This is a genomic window from Stenotrophomonas sp. 85239_Sma, from assembly GCF_056481725.1.
Genome location: NZ_CM151163.1, coordinates 4031952 through 4049134, shown reverse-complemented (window position 1 = coordinate 4049134; position 17183 = coordinate 4031952). Strand labels below are relative to the sequence as shown.

16 protein-coding genes are annotated in these 17183 nt (G+C 67.5%); 11 read left to right on the top strand and 5 right to left on the bottom strand.

Annotated features, from left to right (window positions below; genetic code table 11):
* Window positions 1-81: 81 nt before the first annotated feature.
* Window positions 82-282, top strand: a complete 201-nt coding sequence (locus ACYKG1_RS18765) for a hypothetical protein (RefSeq protein ID WP_262227907.1) — start codon at window positions 82-84, stop codon at window positions 280-282.
* 104 nt (window positions 283-386) lie between these two features.
* A complete protein-coding gene (locus ACYKG1_RS18760) occupies window positions 387-737 on the top strand; it encodes a VOC family protein (RefSeq protein WP_262083519.1) in 351 nt (116 codons plus the stop codon).
* A 15-nt stretch (window positions 738-752) separates the two neighbouring features.
* Here ACYKG1_RS18760 and ACYKG1_RS18755 read toward each other — a convergent pair whose 3' ends face one another.
* Entirely contained in the window at window positions 753-1382 is a 630-nt protein-coding gene (locus ACYKG1_RS18755) for a TetR/AcrR family transcriptional regulator (RefSeq protein WP_262083518.1), read from the bottom strand.
* Window positions 1383-1507: 125 nt separating this feature from the next.
* On the opposite strand from ACYKG1_RS18755, the gene ACYKG1_RS18750 reads away from it, so the two are divergent.
* Window positions 1508-2980: an MFS transporter gene (locus ACYKG1_RS18750; protein ID WP_262083517.1), complete on the top strand. Its 1473-nt coding sequence runs from the start codon at window positions 1508-1510 to the stop codon at window positions 2978-2980.
* A gap of 11 nt (window positions 2981-2991) precedes the next feature.
* On the opposite strand, the gene ACYKG1_RS18745 is transcribed toward ACYKG1_RS18750, so the two are convergent.
* Complete coding sequence (locus tag ACYKG1_RS18745) at window positions 2992-3303, bottom strand: KGG domain-containing protein (protein ID WP_478471098.1); 312 nt, start codon at window positions 3301-3303, stop codon at window positions 2992-2994.
* A 325-nt stretch (window positions 3304-3628) separates the two neighbouring features.
* Complete coding sequence (locus ACYKG1_RS18740; RefSeq protein WP_478471097.1) at window positions 3629-4093, bottom strand: MarR family transcriptional regulator; 465 nt, start codon at window positions 4091-4093, stop codon at window positions 3629-3631.
* A gap of 50 nt (window positions 4094-4143) precedes the next feature.
* Here ACYKG1_RS18740 and ACYKG1_RS18735 point away from each other — a divergent pair, with 50 nt between their 5' ends.
* From ACYKG1_RS18735 to ACYKG1_RS18725, 3 genes are all read left to right on the top strand, one after another.
* Entirely contained in the window at window positions 4144-5055 is a 912-nt protein-coding gene (locus ACYKG1_RS18735) for a S41 family peptidase (protein WP_478472773.1), read from the top strand.
* A gap of 98 nt (window positions 5056-5153) precedes the next feature.
* Window positions 5154-6047: an NAD-dependent epimerase/dehydratase family protein gene (locus ACYKG1_RS18730; RefSeq protein WP_478471096.1), complete on the top strand. Its 894-nt coding sequence runs from the start codon at window positions 5154-5156 to the stop codon at window positions 6045-6047.
* A gap of 192 nt (window positions 6048-6239) precedes the next feature.
* A complete protein-coding gene (locus tag ACYKG1_RS18725; RefSeq protein WP_478471095.1) occupies window positions 6240-8771 on the top strand; it encodes a methyl-accepting chemotaxis protein in 2532 nt (843 codons plus the stop codon).
* 77 nt (window positions 8772-8848) lie between these two features.
* Here the strand turns inward: ACYKG1_RS18725 and ACYKG1_RS18720 are convergent, their stop codons facing one another.
* Complete coding sequence (locus tag ACYKG1_RS18720) at window positions 8849-9235, bottom strand: DUF2628 domain-containing protein (protein ID WP_100474008.1); 387 nt, start codon at window positions 9233-9235, stop codon at window positions 8849-8851.
* Window positions 9236-9450: 215 nt separating this feature from the next.
* On the opposite strand from ACYKG1_RS18720, the gene ACYKG1_RS18715 reads away from it, so the two are divergent.
* The gene (locus ACYKG1_RS18715) at window positions 9451-9621 is read left to right on the top strand and encodes a hypothetical protein (protein WP_005419553.1); all 171 of its coding nucleotides are present in this window, start codon (window positions 9451-9453) and stop codon (window positions 9619-9621) included.
* Window positions 9622-9681: 60 nt separating this feature from the next.
* On the opposite strand, the gene ACYKG1_RS18710 is transcribed toward ACYKG1_RS18715, so the two are convergent.
* Window positions 9682-11727 (bottom strand): TonB-dependent receptor domain-containing protein, encoded by a 2046-nt coding sequence (locus ACYKG1_RS18710; RefSeq protein ID WP_478471094.1) that lies wholly within the window; start codon window positions 11725-11727, stop codon window positions 9682-9684.
* 494 nt (window positions 11728-12221) lie between these two features.
* Between ACYKG1_RS18710 and mdoH the strand changes: the two genes are divergently transcribed.
* The 4 genes from mdoH to ACYKG1_RS18690 are packed head-to-tail and all read left to right on the top strand — an operon-like array spanning window position 12222 to window position 16646.
* Window positions 12222-14147, top strand: a complete 1926-nt coding sequence (gene mdoH, locus ACYKG1_RS18705; protein ID WP_100474005.1) for a glucans biosynthesis glucosyltransferase MdoH — start codon at window positions 12222-12224, stop codon at window positions 14145-14147.
* A gap of 50 nt (window positions 14148-14197) precedes the next feature.
* On the top strand, window positions 14198-14857 hold the full coding sequence (locus ACYKG1_RS18700) for an alpha/beta hydrolase (protein ID WP_100474004.1): 660 nt from the start codon (window positions 14198-14200) through the stop codon (window positions 14855-14857).
* Window positions 14858-14860: 3 nt separating this feature from the next.
* Entirely contained in the window at window positions 14861-15904 is a 1044-nt protein-coding gene (locus tag ACYKG1_RS18695; protein WP_202908130.1) for a sensor histidine kinase, read from the top strand.
* 10 nt (window positions 15905-15914) lie between these two features.
* Window positions 15915-16646, top strand: a complete 732-nt coding sequence (locus ACYKG1_RS18690) for a LytR/AlgR family response regulator transcription factor (RefSeq protein ID WP_100474003.1) — start codon at window positions 15915-15917, stop codon at window positions 16644-16646.
* The last annotated feature ends 537 nt before the right edge of the window (window positions 16647-17183 follow it).

Sequence of the window (17183 nt, the reverse complement as noted above, 5' to 3'; positions counted from 1 at the left end):
GCACACGTTCACCTGGTTTCCCCTTGGCCCCTTTACCGTGGCCTGGCCTGGGCTCACCAGGCTTATCAAGGAGCGATGTCGATGCGTACTTTCGGGAAAGTGATCGCCGGTGCCGTGTTTGCGTTGGCCTGCAGCGGCTCGGTGGCCGTGGCCGGACCGGTTCAGCCCTGCGATCTGCCCTGCTGGAAGGCCTATCAGGCGTGTGTATCCGGTGGTGGTGATGCCATGGAATGCCAGTACGAATACGATCGATGCATCATGGAGCGCTGCGGCGCGGTGTAAGCCCTGCCGTGTACGGCTGAGGGCGGGCCCCGTCTGTGACGGGGCTCTTCTGTTTGTGCGCAGGGTCGGGCAGTCTCGACGCATTCTTCCTGCTGGAGTGGTCCATGGCCGTCAAGCGTGTCGTCGCCAACATCGCCACCCCCGACCCCGCGTGTGCCGCAGCGTTCTACGGCGAACTGCTCGGCATGCCGGTGGTGATGGACCATGGCTGGATCGTCACCCATGGCGGGCAGGGCAGTGCGCTGGCACAGGTCAGCTTCGCCAGCGAAGGGGGTTCCGGCACACCGGTGCCGGACCTGTCGATCGAAGTGGACAACCTGCAGGAGGTGCTGGAGCGCATGCGCGCGGCGGGCATCGCGCTGGAATATGGCCCGGCCGACGAGCCCTGGGGCGTGCGGCGCTTCTTCGTCCGCGACCCGTTCGGTCGGTTGTTGAACATCCTCGCCCACGCCTGAGCGACGGCGAGCGCTTCAGCGCCGCGTGCCGCCACGTTTCGGGGCCGGCGACACGCCGACCATGCGCAGGCAATCGGCCACCACCGCCGCAATGAAGGTCTCGGCGTCCTGTGCCGGTGCCGCGATCAGATCGTCGGTGGCGCCGTGCACGCCGGCATAGATCAGCGAGGCCGTGACCTGCGGTGCCGGCAGCTGCCACAGGCCTGCACGGGTGCCCGCCTCGAGGATGTTGAGCAGCTGCTGCTGGATGGCGTTGCGCTCGGCATTGCCGCGCTGGTGGTGGTGATGGTTGGCGTAGACGACGTCGTGCAGCGCGTGCGTGCGTACATAGATCTCGATGTTGGCGCGGATCCAGGCGCGCAGGCGCGCCACGTCATCGTGGGCAGGCTGCTGCTGCACGGCGTGGTCGACCTCGGCCATGAACTGCTGCGTGTAGCGCTGTGCCAGCGCCTGCAGGATCTCGGTGCGCGAGGCGAAGTAGGTATAGAACGTGCCCTTGGCCACGTCGGCGGCGGCCACGATGTCGCTGATGGTGGTCGCTTCCACGCCCTGTGACAGGAACAGCGCCTGCGCGGCGTCCATCAGCTCTTCCTGGCGGGTTTCAGCGGGTTTGGTACGGGGCCTAGCGGCAGCGGGGATCTGCATGGGGCGGGGTCCGGGTGCGACGGTGCTCATTCTAGCCGTCCTCCCGCATTGACTGACCGCCAGTCATTGACCGACGGTCAGTCAGTCAACTACGATGCGCCCACATCCTCCCCCGGGATCCGTACATGCAACGCTTCCGACGGCCGGCTTTGGTGCTGGCGGCTTATCTGGGCACCTTCCTTGCCTCGCTGGACATCAGCATCGTCAACGTCGCGCTGCCGACACTGCAGCAGGCACTGCACACCGACATGGCGGGGCTGCAGTGGGTGATCAATGCCTATGCCATCGCCCTGTCGGCGGTGATGCTGTCGGCGGGACCGCTGGGTGACCGCTACGGCCACCGCCGCATGTGGCTGCTCAGCGTGGCGATCTTCACCGTGGGCTCGCTGCTGTGTGCCTGCGCTGGCAGCCTGCCGGCACTGGTGGCGGGGCGGGCGGTGCAGGGCGTGGCCGGTGCCCTGCTGATTCCCAGTGCGATGCCGATCCTCAGCCATGCGTTTCCCGAAGCACGCCCGCGTGCACGCGCGATCGGTGGCTGGTCGGCGTTCAGCGCGCTGGCGCTGGTGCTGGGGCCGCTGCTGGGCGGTGAACTGGTGCAGCGCGCCGGTTGGCCCAGCATCTTCCTGATCAACCTGCCGCTGGGCCTGCTTGCCCTGGCGTTGGGGGCCTGGGGCATTCCGGAGCGGCGGCATCCGCAGCAGGCCGCGCTGGACCCGGTCGGGCAGCTGCTCAGCATTGTTGCGCTGGGTGCGCTGAGCTACGGCCTGATCGCGATCGGCGAGCACGGCCCGCTGGCACTTGCAACGCTGCTGGCACTCGGCATCGCGGCATTCGGCCTGGCGCTGTTTGCGTGGGTCGAGCGTCGCGTGGCGCGGCCGCTGCTGCCGGTGGACCTGTTGGCAATGCCTGGCTTTGGCATGCTCAACCTGGCCTCGTTCGTCCTTGGATTCACCGCCTATGCCAGCCTGTTCTTCCTGTCGTTGTTCTTCCAGCAGGCGCAGGGCCACGATGCGGCGCAGGCGGGTTCGCAGCTGGTACCGCAGTTCCTGCTGATGGGCGTGGTGTCATTGTTGTTCGGCCGCCTGGTGGCACGCATCGGGCTGCATACCGCGCTGGTGTCGGGGTATGCACTGACCGGCGTGGCCCTGTGTGCGATCGCCACGTTTGCGCCGGGCACGGGGCGTGGCCACGCCAGCGCCCTGCTGACGCTGCTGGGCGTTGGCATGGGCCTGGCGGTGCCGGCGACCGGTATGGCGGTGATGGCCTGTGTCCCCGTGGAGCGGGCTGGCATTGCGTCGGCCACGATGAACGCGCTGCGCCAGGCGGGCATGAGCCTGGGCATCGCGCTGCTGGGCAGCCTGATGGGCCTGCGCGCGGTGCGGCAGTTCGCTGCGACCGCGCAGGCGGCAGGGCAACCCGCAGTGGCCGCACAGGCGCGCGCGCTGATCCTGCAGCCGTCGGCATTGCTGCCAGGGGCGCAGACGCTGGCCTGGTACCGCGGCGCAATCGCCAGCGGTTTCGGCTGGGCGATGGCCGTCGCCGGCGTGCTGGCCCTGCTGGCAGCGCTGGGCCTGTACCGCCAGCGCCAGCGCGCTTGAGTGCGCTGCAGTCAGCCCTGCTGGCGTTGCGGCCCCTCCTCCGTCGTTGGCGCGGCATCGGCCGCGTGCTGCTGTTGCTGCTGCCGTGCATTGGCGTGGCGTGCGTGCCCGCCTTCACGGCCGATCGCCGCCATGTGCTGGCGATTGCGGCTGATTGCCTCGCCGCCCTTGCGTCCCGCCACGCGTGCCTCGGCCGGGCTGAACTCATGTGCATTGCCGGACGCATGGGCGGCGCGTCCGCCCTTTGCAGCGATCGCGCGCTGCTTGTCCTGGTCCATCGAAGCGAAGCCACGAGGGGAGGTGCCGTGATGCTGGTCAGCCATGTGAAGGCTCCCGTTGCATGGAGGGGACGCTCATCCTTGCCGGAGCCCGGCTAAGGAAGTGTCCGCACCGGCATCGCTGCCTTCACGCCGCACCGCACTGGCATTCACGGCGCAGCTACGCTGCTGCGCGGATTGCGCGGATTGCGCGGCTTGGCGAGCATGGGCCGCCATGCGCGATGGCCACGCAGAGAGGACAGAACAGCATGAGCACATTCGGGTGGCTCGCACTGCTGGGCTGTGCAGTGCCACACGCTGCAGCTGCGCGTGGCAGATGGCAGCTGGATCTTCCTCAGCGAAGTCGAGATGGCCGCTGAGCAGCAACGCCTCAGCGCCGACGGGCGTCCTGCAGGCGCTGTGCGAAGGGCCGCTGTTCGAGCACCACCAGTGCTTCGCGCAGTACCTGCTCCAGCGACTGGCCGAGATCCGCATCGAGGCTGCGCGCTGCCTGTGCGGTGGCCTGCCACTGTGCCTGCAGCGCAGGCAACGCCCGTCGCGCGCGTGGGCTCAAGTGCAGGATGCGTTCGCGCCCGTCATCGCCGCTGGTTGCGAGCAGCCAGCCAGCGCGCAACATCGCCGCCACTGTCTGGCTGAGCGCCGAGTGGCTGAGCCCACAGGCCAGCGCCAGGTCCTTGATCCGGCAGGGGCCCTGCGCCATCAGCGTGCGCAGCACTGGCGTGTAGCGGGGCCGGTAGTCCAGTTGCAGATCCTGGTAGGCCTGCTCCACAGCCGGGTCCAGCTGGTCGAGCAGGGCGCGCAGCAGGGTGCCCAGCGTGGCGTGTTGGAGATCCATGACCGGAATGATATATAAGCACTTATATATATTCAATGCGGGGGTGGATGATGGCGGTCTCCTGGATGCTCGGCGTGCTGCTGGCGGCAGCCTGCCCCGCGCAGGACGGAGTCCTGCAGGCGGCGGCCAGCGCCGTGCAGGCGCAGTACCTGGACGAGGCGGAGGGCGCCCGCATCGCCGACGCCCTGCGCAGCTGGTCGACGCAGCTGCGCTATGCGGACAGCTGCTCGGATCCTGCTGCGTTCAGCGCACGCCTGAACCAGGACCTGGACACGTTCGATGGCCACTTCCACGTTGAACGCGTAGATTCGGCGGTCGGCCAGGACGACTGGTTGATGGCCTGGCGTGCCGATGCCCGCAGCAATGGCGCCGGCGTGCGCGAGGTGCGGGTGCTGGAGGGCAACGTTGGCTACCTGCGGCTGAGTACCTTCTATCCGCTGGATCTGGCACGGCCGAAGCTGGCGGCGGCCTTCATGCTGCTGGCCGACACTGATGGCCTGGTGCTGGACCTGCGCCAGAACGGGGGAGGTGATGATGCAAGTGCCGATCTGCTGGTACGCACGCTGCTGGACGCGAAGATCGACACAGTGCAGCAGCTGGACCAGCGCGGCCGGCGCACGCCGGTACCGCTGCCACCGGCGAACCTGCCCGCCTACCTGAAACCGCTGGTGGTGCTGATCGACCGCCGCACCGGCTCGGCGGCCGAGTTCGTCGCCTACTCGCTGCAGGCCTTGGGGCGCGCGCGCATTGTCGGCACGCGCAGCGGGGGCGCAGCGCATATGTTCGGCGATCCTGTGCTGCTGCCCGATGGCTATCAGATCAGTATTCCCGATCGGCAACCGATCAACCTGCGCACCGGCGGCAACTGGGAACGTACCGGCGTGAGGCCTGATGTGGCCGGTGGCGACGATCCGCTGTTCATCGCGCGGCAACTGCTGGCGCCTGCGAAGTCGTCAAGATGAACGCACGATTGCATGGCTGTCCTATCGCAGATGCGCGATTGCATGCCTAGAATCGAAGCATCCCGGTAGTTCCCGGGCGCTTCGAGTGAATGGACTCAATGAAGATTCTGTTGACCGGCAGTTCCGGGCGCATCGGGCGCGCGATCTTCGGTGCGCTGGCGGCCGCCCACGAAGTGGTGGGGCTGGATCGCAGTCCGTTCGCCACCACGCGCATCATTGCCGATGTCACCGATCGCCAGGCGGTCACGCGTGCGGTGCAGGGCGTCGACGCGGTCATCCATACCGCGGCCCTGCATGCCCCGCATGTCGGGCTGGTGCCGGACGCGGTGTTCCAGCAGATCAACGTGGAGGCAACCGCGCACCTGCTGCAGGCCGCGCGCGAAGCCGGCGCACGGCGTTTCGTGCTGACCAGCACCACGGCGCTGTACGGTCATGCCGTGGTAGCCGGTGGCTGCCGTTGGATCGACGAAGACACCGAGCCGCTGCCGCGCACGATCTACCATCGCACCAAGCTGCAGGCCGAGACCCTGGCTGAAGCTGCCGCCACGCCGGGCTTCAGCGTTCGCGTGCTGCGCATGGGCCGGTGCTTCCCGGAACCGCCCGAACGGATGGCGATGTTCCGCCTGCACCGCGGCATCGATGCCCGCGATGTGGCCAGCGCACATGCTGCACTGCTGCTCGACGAAGGCGCCCGATTCGCCCGCTACCTCGCCTGCGCACCGACGCCGTTCCGGCGCGAGGACTGCCTGGAGCTGGCCACCCACCCGCGCAGCGTACTGGCCCGTCGCGCGCCGCAACTGCTGGCCGAATTCGAACGCCGAGGTTGGCCGCTGCCATTGAGCATCGACCGTGTCTACGACAGTGCCCGCCTGCGCAGGGTGCTGGGCTGGCAGCCGTGCTTCGGGCCGGACGACGTGCTGCAGCAGTACGCCGTCGGCAGCATCGAGGTCCTGCCGCGCGCGCAGTGGATCAAGGACCGCGTGGCCGAGTGAGGCCGACGCAAAGGATGGGCAGCTGCCCCGACCCTGAGCGGATTCAGGAATGTGCAGGCCAGCCGCCTCAACCTCGTTGGCGGGCGGCCGCTAACCCGGTGCGCTTCCAGCGCCGGGCCCGTCCCGGCGGCCGGTGGCCTGCGCGGTGCCCTGGTGGCGCCGGTCGTCCTGAACTGCCTTGCGGACCCTCCCATGCCTTCTTCCCGTTCCGCCGCTGCCCGCCGCCCGGGCAGCATCGCCCACAAGCTGATGCTGGGCACCGCCGTGATCGCGCTGCTGTGCTTCGGCCTGACCGCGTTCCTGATCTACCGACAGGCCAGCGCCAGCCTGATCAGCGCCTCGCGCCAGACCATGACCAGCGAGGCCACCGCCGAAGCACGCCGGGTAGCGGCCGATCTTGGTACGGCCTTCGCCAGCAACGATGCCATGGTCGAAAGCGTATTGGCCCAGCGCGCCCGTGGTGATGTCACCGATCGCGCCAGCCTGGCCGCCGTGCTGGGTGAGCAGCTGCGCGCCCATCCGGAATGGCTGGGCAAGAGCACCATGTGGGAGGCCGATGCCTTCGATGGCAAGGATGCCGATTTCGTCAACACCGAAGCGCACGATGCCACCGGCCGCTACATGAGCTACTGGGCATGGCATGACGGCAAGCCACAGCAGTCGGTGATGACCGACTACACCGAGACTGCCAGCGGTTCCGGTGACTGGTACATGGTCCCCAGTCGCGACAAGCTGCCGAAAGTCAGCGAACCGTACGCCTATGACATCGCCGGGCAGCAGGTGCTGATGAGTACGTTGAGCACGCCGATCGTCGAGAACGGCAGGTTCCTGGGCGTGTTCACCGTGGACTTCTCGCTGGCGGCACTGCAGAAGCACCTGGCCACGCTGAAGCCGATGGGGGCCGGCCGGGTGGAACTGCTGTCGCCGAAGGGCGTGGTGCTGGCCTCGGCCAATGCCACCGAGATCGGCAAGCCGCGCAACGATGCACTGACCCGCAGCATGCTGGCCGACATCGCCGCTGATCGTCCGTTCGAGGCCTTCAGCCCCGATGCGGCCGGCAACGTGCGCGCGTACGTGCCGCTGCGCGTGGGCAACGCCCCGCAGCGCTTTGCGCTGGGCGTGGTGATGCCGCATGCGGTGATCGTGGCCGAAGCGCGCCAGCTGTTGTGGCTGACCCTGCTGGTCGGCGTGATCGCGGCGCTGACCCTCAGCGCCGGTGTCTATGTACTGCTGCGCCGCCTGGCGATCCGCCCGCTCGCCGAAGCGGTGCGAGTGGCCGGCGACGTCGCCGCCGGCAAGCTGGACAGTACGCTGCCGGCGCGCAGCAACGACGAAGTAGGGCGCCTGCTGGATGCAATGCAGGGCATGCGTGGCCAGCTGCAAGCGGTGATGGCCGCGCAGGCCGAAATGGCGCACCGCCACGATGCCGGTGAACTCAGCTACCGCATGGATGCCGCGGCGTTCCCGGGCGAGTACGGCCGCATGGTGGCCGACAGCAACCAGCTGGTGGCCTCCAGCAACGCGGTCACCCAGCGCCTGGTTGAAGTGATGCAGCGTTATGCCGTGGGCGACCTCAGCGTGGACATGGAAGCACTTCCGGGCGAGAAGGCGGAGTTCACCGCTGCGATGGCGACCACCAAGCGCAACCTGGCTGCGATCAACGAGCAGATCCAGCAGCTGGCCGCCGCTGCCGCCGCCGGTGACTTCGCCGTGCGCGGTGATGCACTGCGCTTCGACCATGATTTCCGCCGCATGGTGGAGACCCTGAACACGATGATGCAGGTCAGCGACCACAACCTGGCTGCGCTGTCGACGCTGCTGCGCGCGATCGCCGCCGGTGACCTCACTGCCCGCATGCAGGGCGACTTCCACGGCGTGTTCGCGGTGATGCGCGACGATGCCAACAGCACCGTGCAGCAGCTGACCCGGATCGTCGGCCAGATCCAGCAGTCGGCGGCCAGCATCCGCCTGGCCGCTGGCGAGATCGCTGCGGGCAACAGTGACCTGTCGCGGCGCACCGAACAGCAGGCCGCCAACCTGGAAGAAACGGCCGCGTCGATGGAGGAACTGACATCCACCGTGCGCCAGAATGCCGACCATGCGCTGCAGGCCAACGCGCTGGCCGGTTCCGCAGCGGGCGTGGCCAGCGAAGGCGGCGAGGTGGTCGGCCAGGTGGTGCACACCATGGAACAGATCGAGGCGTCGTCGCAGCGTATCGCCGAGATCATCTCGGTGATCGATGGTATTGCCTTCCAGACCAACATCCTGGCGCTGAACGCGGCAGTGGAAGCGGCACGCGCCGGTGAGCAGGGCCGTGGTTTCGCCGTGGTCGCCAGTGAAGTGCGCGCGCTGGCACAGCGCTCGGCCGGTGCGGCCAAGGAGATCAAGGCACTGATCGACGCCTCGGTGGCGCAGGTCGGTGCCGGTGCACAGCTGGTGCACGGCGCGGGCCGCACCATGCAGGAAATCGTCGGTCAGGTTGGCCGGGTCAACGAGATCATGGCCGAGATCTCAGCGGCCTCGCGCGAGCAGTCGGCCGGCATCGAGCAGGTCAACCAGACCGTGGTGCAGATGGACGAAACCACCCAGCAGAACGCCGCACTGGTGGAGGAAGCCAGCGCCGCCGCCCGCGCGATGGAGGAGCAGGCCGAGCAGCTGGCGGTGGCGGTGTCGCGCTTCCGCCTGCAGGCCGAGCCGGAGGCCACCGCCCGCCGCGCGGCGTGATCCCGGAAACGAAGACGCCCGGCGGGGGCCGGGCGTCGGGTGCATCCTCGCCGCGCATCCGGCGCAGGTCGGTTGGCTCAGAACATTCCTTCAAACGGGTTCCAGCTGGTGCGTCCTTCCACCTTCTCCAGGTAGTAGCTGTAGTTGGTGCTGGAGGCGACAAGGAGGTTCATGGCGATGAACAGCATGCGCCCGACGATGTCCGGAAGGAACATGGTGACGATGGCCAGCACGATGTTGATGCCGATCACCACCAGGGCTTTGCGCCACATGCCGAGGATCAACAGGTAGATGGCGCCGAAGAACAACGCGAAGAAGTTCAGGTTGATCTTCAGGCGGTCACCAAAGGACAGCGCCTTCCAGGCCTGCTTGAAGCCGGGATTCTTGGGGGCGCCGTGCTGGCGGAAGAAATTGAAGCGGAACTGCCACTTCGGGCTGAATTGGGACAGGTCAGTAGTATTCATTGGGGAAACATCCCTGTGAGAAAACGTTTTCATGATAGGACAAGTCCCATTCAGGATCCATGCTTCACCGTCAAAAATGTGACGCCTACCTTGTTCCGGATGCTGTGGCCGGATGCCGCACCGTCACCCGCCCGCCTTGTTTTTAGGATAGGGTGCGCAGTTCCGCTCTCGTCCCGGTTGGACCCGGACGTCGGCGGGATGTCCATGGAGGTTGCATGACCACACCTGCTACACCGGAAAACGCACCGGGACCGGTGCTCCTGCCGACACCTGAAGTGGTGCAGGCACAACAACTGCTCGCGCGCCAGCAACTGGCGGTGGCGATGGACCGTGCACGCACGGCCGCCACGCGGGATGCGGCACCGGCCGCGCTGGAAAGCGAGTAATCCGCAACACCGACGATCGCGCTGGCCTGCCGCCAGCGCGATCATGGTGCGCGCCGCCGGTCAGAACCGCGCGGTCATGCTGAGGAAGTAGCTGCGCCCGGCCACGAAGTAGTCGGTGGAGCCTTCGGCATACAGCTTCTTGTCGGCCAGGTTGCTGACGCCGCCACGCAGGGTCAGCACCTCGTTGACGTTCCATGCCGCGGTCAGGTCATACAGGGTGTAGGCCTTGAGGAAGGTCGTGGCGGTGCCGGTCTGCTTGCCGGTGTACTGCGCCGACAGGCTGCTGGAGAACACCGTGTTCGGTGTCCAGTCCAGCGACGAGTAGCCGGAGAATTCCGGCGTATCGATCAGGTTGCGGCCGGTGGTCAGGTTCCTGGCTTCCTTCATCCAGGTGGCCGAGGTGCGCCAGCGCCACTGCTCGCCGAAGCGGACATTGAAGTTGCCTTCCATGCCGCTGGTGCGCGCGCGCTGCACGTTGCTCATGCGCGTCCACCAGATGCCATTGAACCTGCCCAGCGGTGCGTATTCGATCTTGTTCCGGAAGTCGGTATGGAAGTAGGTCACGCCGGCATCGATCAGGTCATTGTCGAAGCTGATACCGATCTCGCGGTTGGTGCTGGTTTCCGGATCCAGGTCCGGGTTGCCGGCCATGTAGCAGCCGCCGCGGGTATAGCCCAGCGGGATCAGCGAGGTGCAGCCGCGGCCGCCGGACTGGGTGGCAGCGGTGGCCGAATTCTCGGTCAGGCTGGGGGCGCGGAAGCCCTTGGAGACGCCGCCGCGGATCGTCCACTGCTCGGCTGGATGCCAGACCAGGTACGCACGCGGGCTGACGTGGCCGCCGAACTTCTCATGGTGGTCCAGGCGCGCGCCCACGGTCAGGGCCAGGGTGCGGTGCAGCTTCAGTTCGTCTTCCACGAACAGCGCCCACGTATCCACTTCCAGACTGGAGCCGCTGACCGCGTTGCCGGCGTAGTCGATGGGCGCGCGGCCGATGGTGTCGGTGTTGGTCAGCTGCTGCCGCTTCCACTGCCCACCCACGGCGAACTGGTGTTCAACGCCCAGCGTGAACGGTGTGGTCAGGCTGCCTTCGATGATCGTATCGGTGGCCTCGGAACGGCCGGTGGCGCCGATATCGTTCTTGTATTCGGTCCAGTACGCACTGAGCCTGGAGGTGCCGAAGCTCCACTGGCCTTCGTGGTTGAGCGCCAACGAGCTGCGCTTGAGCTCACTGGCGCCCCAGGCGCCTTCGTCCTGCTTTTCCAGCGCGGCATCGATGAAGGCCTGCTGCACGCCATGGCCGGCTTCCAATGACAGTTGCTGGGCGTCGCTCAGCTTCCACTGCAGCAGCGCATCGATATTGCGGTCCTTCTCGCCGGCATAGGCATTGCCATAGACACCGCCATTGGACTGGTCCGAATCGCGGCGCATGCTGTTGGCTCCGATGCGCAGGCCGAAGCGTTCGCCCAGCGGGCCGGAGAAGGTCGCGCCGATCTGCTGGGTGTCGCCACGCTTGCCATCACCGGGACGGGTGTAGCTGTGGGTGGCGCTGCCGTTCCAGTCGTCGCCGATGCGCTTGGTGATGATGTTGATCACCCCGCCCATCGCATCGGAGCCGTACAGCGAGGACATCGGTCCGCGCACTACTTCGATGCGTTCGATCTGGTCGGGCGAGATCCAGTTCAGGTCCTGGCGGCCGAGGTCGGGGCGATAGTTGGTCGCCGCCGAGCTGCCCATGCGCTTGCCGTCCACCAGCACCAGCGTGTAGTTGGAGGGCATGCCGCGCAGCTTGATCTTGGACTGTTCGCCGACCGCGCTGAGGCCACCGGTCACGCCCGGCACGCGGCTGAGCAGGGTGGCCAGGTCGGGCACCGGCTGGCGCTCGATGTCCTCACGGCTGATCACGCTGATGCTGGCCGGCGCATCCTTGATCCACTGCTGGTTGCCCGAGGCGGTGACCACCACGGTATCCAGGTCCTTGGTGGAGGCATCGGCGCTGGCCTCTGCGGCGGCCAGGCTGGGCAGGGCCAGCACGCAGGCGGTGGCCAGGGCATGGGCCAGGCGGGTGCGCGGCAGGCGCGCGGAACGGTAACGGGACGACAGGGACATGACGGCTTCCATGGGAGGTGGGGAGACCCTGGGGAAGCAGCAGGCGCAGGCAGACAGCAGGCAGCCACCCTTCCGTGGGTCGTCGGGCGCGCGGCGTGGGCCGGCGCAGCTGGGTGGGTCGCGGCCGTGCGAGAACGGAGACCTGCCTGGTTAATGAAATGATAACCGTTCGCGTTTGTTACGATCCAGTGCCGGGGGCGATACAGTGACATCTGGCCATTCCCCGGCGTGATCGCCCGCTATTTGCTGAATGGGGATAAATCCCGGCGTAGACCTTCGCGCGCGGCTTACATTCAGCGCCCTAGACTGGGCCGCATTTTCGATTCCGCCCCGTTGGAGATCGTGTGGGTTCCGGTAGTGACAGACATCGACTGTGCGGCCTGAAGCCGACACAGCCAGGACAAGTGCGGGCGCCGGGAAAGCGCGCCGGGAACCTTGGTGCATGCAGCCCGGCCGGGATGGCCGGCCGTGCCGGCGGCGCGGAGTAGGCGACGATGGGGGTGCAGACCATCCATGCGGAAGCAGAAACGCCCCGGCTCGATGCCGGCTGGGCGCTGTTGCCCACTGAATCACCCTTGCAGATGCCCGAGCAGACCCTGCGCGAAGGCGCACTGAAGGTCCGGCGGCATCGCACGTCGCCGCGCCTGATCGGCCTGCGCCGGCTGTATATCTTCGGTGGCACGCTCGGCATGACCGCCGTGGCCACGCGGATGATGTGGCGGGTGCTGTCGGCCAATGGCATCAGCGTGCTCGAAGCCTGCCTGCTGGTCCTGTTCGTCGGCCTGTTTGCCTGGATCGCCCTGTCTTTCGCCAGCGCACTGGCCGGCTTCCTGACCGCGGTGTTCGACCGTGGCTATCGCCTCGGCATCGATCCGGACAAGCCGTTGCCGGCCGTGCACAGCCGTACCGCGCTGCTGATGCCGACCTACAACGAAGACCCGCGCCGCCTGCTGGCGGGCCTGCAGGCCATCTACGAGTCGGTAGCAGCGACCGGCCAGCTGGAGCGCTTCGACTTCTTCGTGCTCAGCGACACCCGCCGCGAGGACATCGCGCGCGCCGAGGAACAGGTGTTCGCCGAGCTGCGCGAGCGTGTGCCGGACGGCCGGGTGCGCCTGTTCTACCGTCGCCGTGGCGACAACAGCGGGCGCAAGGCCGGCAACATTGCCGACTGGGTCCGCCGCTTTGGCGGTGCCTACCCGCAGATGCTGATCCTCGACGCCGACAGCCTGATGACCGGCGACAGCATCGTGCGCCTGGTGGCCGGCATGGAGCACAACGCCGACGTCGGCCTGATCCAGACCCTGCCGTCGGTGATCGGCGGCCGCACCCTGTTCGCGCGCATGCAGCAGTTCGGTGGTCGCGTGTATGGGCCGGTAATTGCCCGTGGCGTGGCCTGGTGGCATGGCGCCGAGAGCAATTACTGGGGCCACAACGCGATCATCCGTACCCGCGCCTTCGCCGACCACGCCGGCCTGCCGGCGCTGCCGGGGCGCAAGCCGTTCGGCGGCCACGTGCTCAGCCATGATTTCGTCGAAGCGGCGTTGATGCGGCGTGGCGGCTGGGCCGCGCACATGGTCCCCTACCTGGGCGGCAGCTATGAAGAGGGCCCGCCAACGCTGACCGACCTGCTGGTGCGCGACCGCCGCTGGTGCCAGGGCAACCTGCAGCACGGCAAGGTGGTCGGCAGCCGCGGGCTGCACTGGATCAGCCGCACCCACATGCTGATCGGTATCGGCCACTATTTCACCGCACCGATGTGGGCAATGCTGATGCTGATCGGCATCGCCATCCCGCTGTTCCAGGAAGGCATCGATTTCAATGCCCTGCTGCACCTGTCGCCCAGCGTTTACTGGCGCGCCCAGGACGAAGAGCAGGTGGTGCGCCTGTTCGCCGCCACCATGGCGGTACTGCTGCTGCCCAAGGTGCTCGGCTACCTGGCGATGCTGCTGGATCCGGTCGACCGCCGTGGCTGTGGCGGTGCGATCCGTGCGTTCGTCTCGATGCTGGTGGAAACCGTGCTGGCCGCGCTGATGGCGCCGGTGGTGATGTACGTGCAGTCGCGCGGCGTGGCCGAAGTGTTGTCCGGCCGCGATTCCGGCTGGGACGCGCAGCAGCGTGACGACGGTGGCATCTCCTGGCTGGCGCTGATCCGTGGCTATGGCGGCCTGGGCGTCTTCGGTGCCTTCATGGGCGTGCTGGCCTGGGCGGTGTCGCCGTCGCTGGCCGCGTGGATGGCGCCGGTGGTGATCGGCATGGTGTTGGCGGTGCCGGTGGTGGCGCTGACGTCCTCGCGTGGCCCGGGCGCCTTCCTGCACCGTCTTGGCCTGCTCGATATCCCCGAGGAGAACATCCCGCCGCCAGTGCTGGTGCGTGCCGCGCAGCTGCGGCGGGAAGCGGCCGAGCAGCCGCCGCTGTACTGATTGCCCCGCGCCAGCGGCATAATGCGGCTCGAACTTGAAGGAGCCGCATCATGCTGCAAACGGTGGAACAGGAAACCGGCGCGTCGCCGCAGTGGTCGGTGATCTGGCTGCACGGCCTCGGCGCCGACGGCCATGATTTCGCACCGATCGTGCCGGAGCTGGTGCGGCCGCATTGGCCGGCGCTGCGCTTCGTGTTCCCGCACGCACCGGTGCGGCCGATCACGATCAACAACGGCGTGCCAATGCGCGGCTGGTACGACATCGTCGGCATGGACTTCCGTTCACGCGCCGACATGGCCGGCGTGCAGGAATCAGTGGTGCAGCTGGATGCACTGATCGCGCGTGAGATCGAGCGTGGCATTCCTGCGCAGAACATCTTCCTGGCCGGCTTCTCGCAGGGTGGCGCGATCATCCTGAGCGCCGCGCTGTCGCGTACCGCGCCGCTGGCCGGCCTGGTCGCGCTGTCCACCTACCTGCCCGAAGCTGAAAGCGCCAAGCGTGTTGACGGTGCCGTGCAGGTGCCGGTGTTCATGGCCCATGGCAGCGGCGACCCGGTGATTCCGCAGGCGGTAGCCGTACACAGCGCGCAGGCGCTGCAGGCGCTGGGCCTGGAGGTGGAATGGCACAGCTACCCGATGGCCCATCAGGTCTGTGCCGAAGAGATCCAGGCACTGGGTGACTGGCTGCAGGAACGCCTGGGCGCGGGCTGAGCCATGTCCCCGGCCAGTACACCGCCATGGATGCCGGAACTGTGCCGCCTGCCGCGGCTGGCGGCGATGCTGGGCCTGGCCGAGCTGGTGGTGGTGGTGCTGGCCCTGGCCCCGGATGGTAGCCGCCACTGGACCCTCGGCGAGCTGCTGTCGGCCAGTGGCTTCGCCCTGTGGCTGGCGCTGGCGGTGACCGCCAGCCTGTGCCTGCTGCGGCGGGCGCTGTCCAGGCTGCCGCAGGTGCTGGGGGCGGTTGCTGCGATTGCACTGGCGACCCTGATCGCGGTGGTCTGTGCCGGTATCGTGCACGCGTTGTACGCGGTCCTGGGTGACAGCTTCGCCAGTGGCATCAGCTTCTGGCGCTTCACGCTCGGCAGTGCAGCAACCACGGCGCTGATCACCGCGCTGGCACTGCGTTACTTCTATGTCAGCGACCGCTGGGCCGCACAGGTGCAGGCCAATGCACGGGCCCAGGCCGATGCGCTGCAGGCGCGGATCCGCCCGCATTTCCTGTTCAACAGCATGAACCTGATCGCCAGCCTGCTGCATCGTGATCCTTCTGTGGCCGAACGTGCGGTACTCGATCTGTCCGACCTGTTCCGTGCCGCGCTCGGTGCAGGCGAGGGCGATTCCACCCTGCGCGACGAATGCGAACTGGCCGAGCGCTACCTGTCGATCGAATCGCTGCGCCTGGGCGAACGCCTGCAGGTGCGCTGGCAGCGCGACGAGCCGCTGCCGTGGGACCTGCCATTGCCGAGGCTGGTACTGCAGCCGCTGGTGGAAAATGCCGTGCTGCACGGCATCTCGCGCCTGCCAGACGGCGGCATCATCGAGCTGCACCTGCTGCGCGAAGGCAACGAGCTGCAGATCCGCGTGCGCAATCCCGCGCCTGATCCGCAGGCGCCCGGGCTGGCCTTGGCGCGGGGGGCTGGCCATGCCCAGCACAGCATCGGCCATCGGCTGGCCTGGCGCTTCGGCAGCGCCGCGCGGATGACGGCTGGCTGGAGCGAGGGCTACTATGCCTGCCAGGTGACAGTGCCGATCCAGTGAGGGAACGATCGTGAGGGTAGTCATCGCCGATGACGAACCGCTGGCGCGCGAGCGCCTGCGCAGCCTGCTGGCGGCGCAGGACGGCGTGGACGTGGTGGCCGAGGCCGGCAACGGCGAGCAGGCCCTGCACGCATGCGCGGAGCTGCAGCCGGACCTGGTCCTGCTGGATATCGCGATGCCCGGGCTGGATGGCCTGGAAGCAGCCCGCCACCTGGCCAGCTTCGAACCGCGGCCGGCGGTGGTCTTCTGCACTGCCTACGATGCACATGCGCTGTCGGCGTTCGAGGCCGCAGCGATCGACTACCTGATGAAGCCGGTACGCGCAGAGCGCCTGGCCGCGGCGATCGCGCGCGCACGCACGTTTTTGGCCGGCCGCGACGGCCAGCCGCAGGCGCACGGCGGGCAGCAGGCGCGCAGCGTGCTGTGCGCACGCCTGCGTGGCAGCCTGCGGCTGATTCCGCTGGACGATATCCACTACCTGCAGGCCGAAGAGAAGTACGTAGTGGTACACCACGCGCGTGGCGAGGACCTGATCGAGGAATCGCTGAAGTCGCTGGAAGAAGAGTTCGCCAGCCGTTTCATCCGCATCCATCGCAACTGCCTGGTGGCACGCCACGAACTGGTGGAACTGCGCCGCGGCTCGGGCGGGCAGGTTCAGGCAGTGCTGCGGCATGGCCGGCAGCCGCTGGAAGTCAGCCGCCGCTGCGTGGCGACGCTGAAGCAGGAACTGCGGCATCTGTGAGTGTTCCGCGCGGCCTGCGGCCGCGACTGCTTACAGATCAACATCAAGATCAACAGCAACAGCAACAGCAACAGCAACGGCGGGTTGGTCGGCTCGTTGGTGCTGCGTACTGGGTCGGGTCGAGGTGGGGTGGCGGGACACGCTGCAAGTACATCCCTGTAAGCTCGATGGCGCCTTGCTCGTATGCGCGTCCTGCGCACACGGCAAGACCGGGGTTGGGCGTCCTGCCCAACCCGCCCGAGGCATGCCTCGGGCCCATGGCGCCAACGGTCCCGCCACCCCACCTCGGCCCAACCCTCTCGTTTTTCCCGCGTCGGACGGCAAAGGCATTGTTGTTATCGGGTGGGGAAAAAGGGATCTGACCCCGGAAGCCGTGGGCTGTTGCTGTTGCTTTTGCTTCTGCTTTTTTCTTTTGATCTTCCGTGGCTGGCGCACACGGAAACTGTCAGAGGCCGGGCGGGGTGGGCTGCGCAGGGGCGTGAGCCGCATGGATGCGGCGACCGAGCTTACATGGACGTACTTGCAGCGGCCCCTGCG